Source organism: Schaalia sp. (genome assembly GCF_050312375.1).
Lineage (GTDB): Bacteria > Actinomycetota > Actinomycetes > Actinomycetales > Actinomycetaceae > Pauljensenia > Pauljensenia hyovaginalis.
The window spans coordinates 1-6094 of the sequence record NZ_JBNOYB010000068.1; the positions used below are offsets into that span (position 1 = coordinate 1).

5 protein-coding genes are annotated in these 6094 nt (G+C 67.7%); 2 read left to right on the forward strand and 3 right to left on the reverse strand.

The genetic code is table 11. The features are described 5' to 3' along the window. The 3 genes from ACQY7V_RS05620 to ACQY7V_RS05630 form a co-directional block, all read right to left on the reverse strand. A partial coding sequence (locus tag ACQY7V_RS05620; protein ID WP_428639276.1) for a hypothetical protein occupies window positions 1-213 on the reverse strand: 213 nt, incomplete at its 3' end. Between the two features lie 848 nt (window positions 214-1061). After that, a complete protein-coding gene (locus ACQY7V_RS05625; RefSeq protein WP_154476647.1) occupies window positions 1062-2489 on the reverse strand; it encodes an NAD-dependent malic enzyme in 1428 nt (475 codons plus the stop codon). A 103-nt stretch (window positions 2490-2592) separates the two neighbouring features. Next, window positions 2593-3792, reverse strand: coding sequence for an ABC transporter permease subunit (locus ACQY7V_RS05630; RefSeq protein ID WP_428639278.1), 1200 nt, complete (start codon window positions 3790-3792; stop codon window positions 2593-2595). A 180-nt stretch (window positions 3793-3972) separates the two neighbouring features. Here ACQY7V_RS05630 and ACQY7V_RS05635 point away from each other — a divergent pair, with 180 nt between their 5' ends. Both ACQY7V_RS05635 and ACQY7V_RS05640 read left to right on the forward strand, forming a co-directional pair. Next, on the forward strand, window positions 3973-5169 hold the full coding sequence (locus tag ACQY7V_RS05635) for an ROK family transcriptional regulator (protein WP_428639280.1): 1197 nt from the start codon (window positions 3973-3975) through the stop codon (window positions 5167-5169). Then, window positions 5166-5915 (forward strand): ATP-binding cassette domain-containing protein, encoded by a 750-nt coding sequence (locus ACQY7V_RS05640; protein ID WP_154476643.1) that lies wholly within the window; start codon window positions 5166-5168, stop codon window positions 5913-5915. The genes ACQY7V_RS05635 and ACQY7V_RS05640 overlap by 4 nt, the downstream gene beginning before the upstream one ends. The last annotated feature ends 179 nt before the right edge of the window (window positions 5916-6094 follow it).

Below are 6094 nucleotides of genomic sequence, written 5' to 3' on the forward strand. Positions count from 1 at the left end.
ACCCACCACACAACCACCACCACCAACAAGCAGCAGCAGCCACACAGCAAGCAATCCCAACCAAAAACAACTCAAAAACAAAAAACAGGCATAAACAACAAACACACTATCGAGTTCACAAACAACACCCACACACCCACACCAAACCAAAACGATCCATGCGAGAAGAGGCCACCACCACAACCACAAGGCCGCGGCGACAAAAGAAAACACTACCCAGATCCCCAGAAGCCGTCAAATCGCCCCCGCCCCTCGCACCGCCCCTTCGGCGAGGAGGTTTTCCTTGATAATCCGCGGAATCTCGCTGCAGCTCAGGGGCCCTTCGAGGGGTTTGTGATCTATTCGTGTTTCGCAGTGCACAGAATCCGCAGTCCTCGCAGCAGTGCTGCGCTTTCGGCAGGGGTACAGGCCGTGAGCAGCGGTACGCGCCTGAGGGAGGGGACGCGCCGACTCGAGCACCATTCGCAGCTCACGCGCGGTGACGCGCCTCTTTCTGCGGCGGTCTCATGCCCTGAAGGGCCCGAACGAAGAACGAAGGGTGCCGGACGAAAGGAGGCCGGGGACGAAACGCATGAGGCCGTTCGAACGGGGGAGGATCCGAGCCCCATCATCCGCTCGCTCCCGATAGCGGCGCTGCCGCGCCGTCTGCCGCCCGAAGGACGTCGGGCGCCTCACGCCTCGCCTCCCCCGCGAGCCCATCCCCATCAGAGAACCCGCCGCCCGAAGCGCTTCAGACGCCTCGCGGCTCCCCGGAAGCCTCTCATGAAGCGCCCGGCCCAACGCGCATCGAGCCCCGTCCATTCCCCGAATCGAGTCCATGCATCGACTCCCCGCATTGAAGCGACGATTCGCATTCGGACCGGTAATGAGCAGCGGCCGGAACCGGGCCTCTTCGCCCGGCTCCGGCCGCACGCCGTGGATCATCGCAGTCCGCCGCCCATTACCGAATGGCGCCGCTCCCATCTGCGAGTCGCGGATAGCGGACAGCCGTCACGAGTGCGCGTCTCAGCGACTCGCTTCGAGGCGATCGCGTCGTGCGCCCTCGGCAATGGGCTGAGGACTCAGTGCCCGTCGATGTCCTCCTGAACGGGGATGTCGACGGTCGGCAGGTCGCGAACGGCCTGTCGGACCGCGCGCGAGACCGCGGGCGCAACGCGCTCGTCGAAGACGCCGGGGATGATGTAGTTCGCCGAGAGTTCGTCCTCGGAGATCACCGAGGCGATGGCCAGGGCAGCGACCCGCAGAACCTCCGTCGTGATCTCCTTGACCTTGGCATCGAGGAGCCCTCGGAAGAGGCCGGGGAACGCGAGGACGTTGTTGATCTGGTTCGGGTAGTCCGAACGCCCCGTCGCCACGACCGCAGCGTGCTCCGCAGCGCCGATCGGATCCACTTCGGGAGTCGGGTTCGCCAGGGCGAAGACGATGGCGTCGTCGGCCATCGTGGCGATGTCGGCGGGAGTGAGGATGTTGCCCTGGGAGACGCCGATGAAGACATCGGCGCCCTTGAGGCCCTCGACGAGGGTGCCGTGGACCAGGCGCGGGTTGGTCGCCTCGGCGAGCGCCTTGCGGCTCGGGTGCATGCCTTCGGTGTCATCGGCGGCCAGGGCCCCCGTGCGCCCGTAGCCGACGATGTCCTTCGCGCCCTGGGCGAGGAGGAGGCGGATGATCGCATTGCCCGCCGCGCCGACGCCCGAGACGACGATGCGGACGTCCTCGATCTTCTTTCCGACGAGCTTGAGGGCGTTGATCAGCGCGGAGAGGACGACGATCGCGGTACCGTGCTGATCGTCGTGGAAGACCGGGATGTCGAGTTCGGCGCGCAGCCTCTCCTCGATCTCGAAGCAGCGGGGCGCGGAGATGTCCTCCAGGTTGATGCCGCCGTAGGCCGGGGCGATCGCTTTGACGATCGAAATGATCTCCTCCGTATCGGTCGTGTCGAGGACGACCGGCCAAGCGTCGACGCCGCCGAACTCCTTGAAGAGCACGGCCTTGCCCTCCATGACGGGAAGAGCGGCCGCGGGCCCGATGTCGCCCAGGCCGAGCACCGCGGTTCCATCGGAGACGACGGCGACCGTGTTCGACTTCATCGTGAGCAGATGCGCTTTCTGGGGCATGTCGTGGATCGCCGTGCACACGCGGGCGACGCCCGGAGTGTAGGCGCGCGACAGGTCATCGCGATTGCGCAGCGGGACCTTCGAAGCGACTTCGATCTTGCCGCCGATGTGCGACAGGAAGGTCTGGTCCGCCGTCGAGGACACGGTCACGCCGGGGAGTGCGGCGAGAACGTTGCGGACCTCGCGCCGCTGCTCGGAGTCGCGCAGATCGCAGGTGAGGTCGAGGACGATCGAACCGCGCATGGACTCGGCGACGTCGAGGCCGCGCACCTCAGCGCCCTGCTCGACCGCCGCGTCGACGACCGCGGCGATCGAAGAGGCCGATTCGTCGATCTCGATCCGGTAGGAAGCCGTGTATGAAGGAGATGTGCGCATGGTGTTCCTCGCCAGTAGGTGCGGCCGAAGCCTCGTACTCGGCCATGGTAGGCGCCTGAGGCCCAGAAGGGGCATCGAGGGCGAAGGGTGGACACCGGCCCCGTCACGCCGTGAACGACGGCTTCGGCTCCGAACCCGTATCCGCGCGGCGGCGGCCTTCAGCGTCGAGCACCACGGCGGCGAGCAGGACGAGGCCCTTGACGACCGCGGCCGGCGCCGATCCGATGCCGACGAGGAGCAGGCCGTTGGAGAGAACCGCCATCAATGCGGCGCCGAGGACCGCACCGAGGATCGATCCTCGACCGCCGGCGACCGCCGCGCCTCCGATGAAGACCGCGGCGATCGCGTCCAGCTCCCACAGCTGCCCGTCGAGCGGCCCGGCAGCCGTCGACCGGCCCGCGAACATCATTCCGGCGAGAGCCGCCAAAAGCCCCATGTTCGCCATCACGAGGATCTGAACCTTCTGAACATTCACCCCCGAAAGAGCGGCGGCTCTCGCGTTCCCCCCGATCGCCCTCACGTGGCGCCCGAAGGCGGTGCGCGTCGAGACCACGTGGTAGACGGCGACCAGGACGAGGACGACCACTCCGGGGATGGGGAAGGAGGTGCCGGGACGCCCCGAGGCGAAGAGGAAGGTGAGGATGCCGATCCCGATGATCGCCGCGGCGGAGGCGAGCCAGGGCCGGAGCGTTGATTCCTCGAGGCCGTGCCGGCGCCGACGGATCCTCGAAGCGAAGATCCGTGAAACCGCCAGGGCCGCGCACACGGCGCCGACGGCGACGGTCGCGAGGTCGATCCCGGCGATGTTGCCGATCGACGGCAGGTACCCGGCGCCGAGGACGGTGAACTCCGAAGGCACGGGCACCGAGAGGGCCGCCGAACCCCATTGGACGCCGCCGCGCAGGATGATCATGCCTGCGACGGTCACGATGAAGGCGGGAAGCGCGAAGCGGGCGACGATGAAGCCCTGCGCGGCCCCGACGAGCGCGCCGATCGCGAGTCCGAGGACGAGGCCGATCCACCACGGAGCGCCGGACGCCGCCAGGACGAGTGCCGCGCACATCGACGAGAAGGCGGCCGTCGAGCCGACCGAAAGGTCGAGCTGCCCGACCGTGACCACCAGGATCATGCCGATTGCGAGCACCGCGATATGGGCGTTCGCCATCACGATGTTCTGGAGATTCGTCGGCGCGAGCATATGGGAGCCGGTGATGAACTGGAAGACGACGAGGAGGACGATCACAAGCGCCCCCACGAAGCCGACCTGCGCGAATCCTTCGTTGTTCACGGTCCACTTCATCATGTCCTCCGCCCTGTTCGACATCGGCGCCTTCGCTTCCGCCTGCGTAAATACTAGGGGCCGAGGGCGCGGCGCGTGTCCGGGCGAGCGGGAAGGCCCCGTCCTGGGAGCATGCGCGCTCTCTCGCGCGCCCTCGGCGATTCCCATCACCGAAAGTCAAGGCTCGGTCGGTAGACTCGAGCTGTGGAAACGTCCGGGGTGCTCGCTGGGTCGCAGACCTCCCTGAGGGAGGCCAATTCCGCGCGCGTCCTCGAGGCCGTGAAGCGTTACGGGCGGATCACGCAGGTCGAGCTCTCGGCGACGACGGGGCTGTCCCAGGCGACGATCTCCAATATCGTCAAACAGTTGGCGGCGAACGGAACGGTCGAACTGTCGTCCACGATCCGTTCGGGCAGGCGCGCGCAGCTGGTTTCGCTCGCGCGGACCGGCACCCTCGTCGCCGGAATCGCGATCGGACGCCGCGCCCTCGTCGCCCGGATCTTCGACGCCTCCGGCGAGGATCACGCCCGCCAGACCCTCCCCCTTCCCCTGGATCACAAGGTCGATACGACTCTCGACCGGGCGGCCCTGCTGCTCATGGAGCTCCTCGAAACCTCCGGGGGCGACCCGGACGGCCTCGCGGCGATCGGACTGTCCCTGCCCGCCCCCGTCGACCCGGCATCGGGGATGATCTCAGCGCGCGGCGTCATGCGCGGCTGGGAGGACATCGACGTCGGCTCCGTGCTGAAGCGGCGCCTGCACAAGGACGTCCTCGTCGTCAACGACGCGAACGCCGCCGCCCTCGCCGAGAACCGTTTCGGCTCCTTGCGCGGCTCCGATTCCTGCGCTTACGTGCGCGCCTCCTACTTCACCGGGTCCGGCATGATCCTCGACGGAAGACTCCGCACGGGTTCTCGGGGGATCGCCGGCGAGATCGGGCACATCATCGTGGACCCCGCTGGGAGGATCTGCGCCTGCGGCGCCAGGGGCTGCCTCAATACGGTCGTCGGAGCCGAGTCGCTCCTCGACCTCCTGCGCCTGAGCAGGGGGCCGATGACCCTGTCCGACCTCCTGTCCCTCGCAGCCGCGGGCGACCCCGGGTGCCGACAGGTCATCACCGATGCCGGAGCGGCCATCGGTCAGGTCCTGGCCGACCTCACCACCGCGATCGGTTTGGATCGCATCGCGATCGGCGGCGAGCTCGCACAGGCCGGCGAGGTCTTCTTCGAGCCGATACGCCGAGCCCTTTCCGATCGCCCGATGGCCGGTTCGACCGCTGTGGAACTCGTGCGCGCGGCGCTCGGCGATGATGCCGAGCCTCTGGGCGCGGCGGCACTGGCGCGCGACGCCTTCGTCCCGTCCTACGCACCCCCATCGACTGCATCGACGGAGGACTCATGATCGATCCGCGCAACCCCCTGCTGGAGATCTCCGGCCTCACGAAGCGCTTCGGCGGCGTGGAGGCACTGGTCGGCGTGGATTTCGTGGTCCACCGGCACGAAGTGGTCGCCCTCGTCGGCGATAACGCCGCGGGCAAGTCGACCCTGGCGCGCACGCTTGCGGGCGTCCTCGCCCCGGACGAGGGCTCGATCCGCCTCAAGGGGAAGGAGGTCTCGCTCTCCTCCCCCATCATCGCCCTGAGGCACGGCATCGCCTCCGTCTTCCAGGAGACGTCGCTGTGCGACAACCTCGACGTCGTTTCCAACATCTTCCTCGGCCGGGAGGTCTTCGATCATCGGCTCCTCGATGACGAGGAGATGGAGTTGCGCGCCCGGTCCTACCTCGACCGCTTGGGGGCGAGGATCCCCGACCTGCGGGTGCCCCTGCGCAGACTCACCGCCGGCCAGAGGCAATGCGTCGCAGTCGCCCGCACCCTCGTCTCGGATCCGGATCTCGTCATCCTCGATGAACCCACGGCGTCGATGTCGATCGCGCAGACCGCCGAGGTCCTCATGCACGTGGCCCGCCTCCGGGACCTCGGAATCGGAGTGGTGTACATCTCGCACAATCTCACGGACGTGGTGACGATCGCCGACCGCGTCGAGGTCTTCCGCCACGGCCGCAACAACGGCTCCTTCGTCGCCCCGGATCTCAACGCCGAGGACATCATCGCCGCGATCACCGGGGCGTCCCGGGTCGCCCTGTAGGCCTTCGCGGATCGGGCGGACGGGCAAGGCGGATCGGACGACCGATGACGGACGGGGATTCTGGTCCTCGAGCGAGGCGCATCCGCACTGCGCTTGCACGCCTTCACGGAGTGCTTGACGCGCTCGCCTCGCTCAGCGTTCAGGAGAGCGAATGCGCCGGTGCCCCGCCTCTTCAGAGG

Excerpts from the sequence above, each read along its gene's own strand:
- ACQY7V_RS05625 (WP_154476647.1), bottom strand. The coding sequence starts at position 2,489 with ATGCGCACATCTCCTTCATACACGGCTTCCTACCGGATCGAGATCGAC.
- ACQY7V_RS05630 (WP_428639278.1), bottom strand. The coding sequence starts at position 3,792 with ATGATGAAGTGGACCGTGAACAACGAAGGATTCGCGCAGGTCGGCTTC.
- ACQY7V_RS05640 (WP_154476643.1), top strand. The coding sequence starts at position 5,166 with ATGATCGATCCGCGCAACCCCCTGCTGGAGATCTCCGGCCTCACGAAG.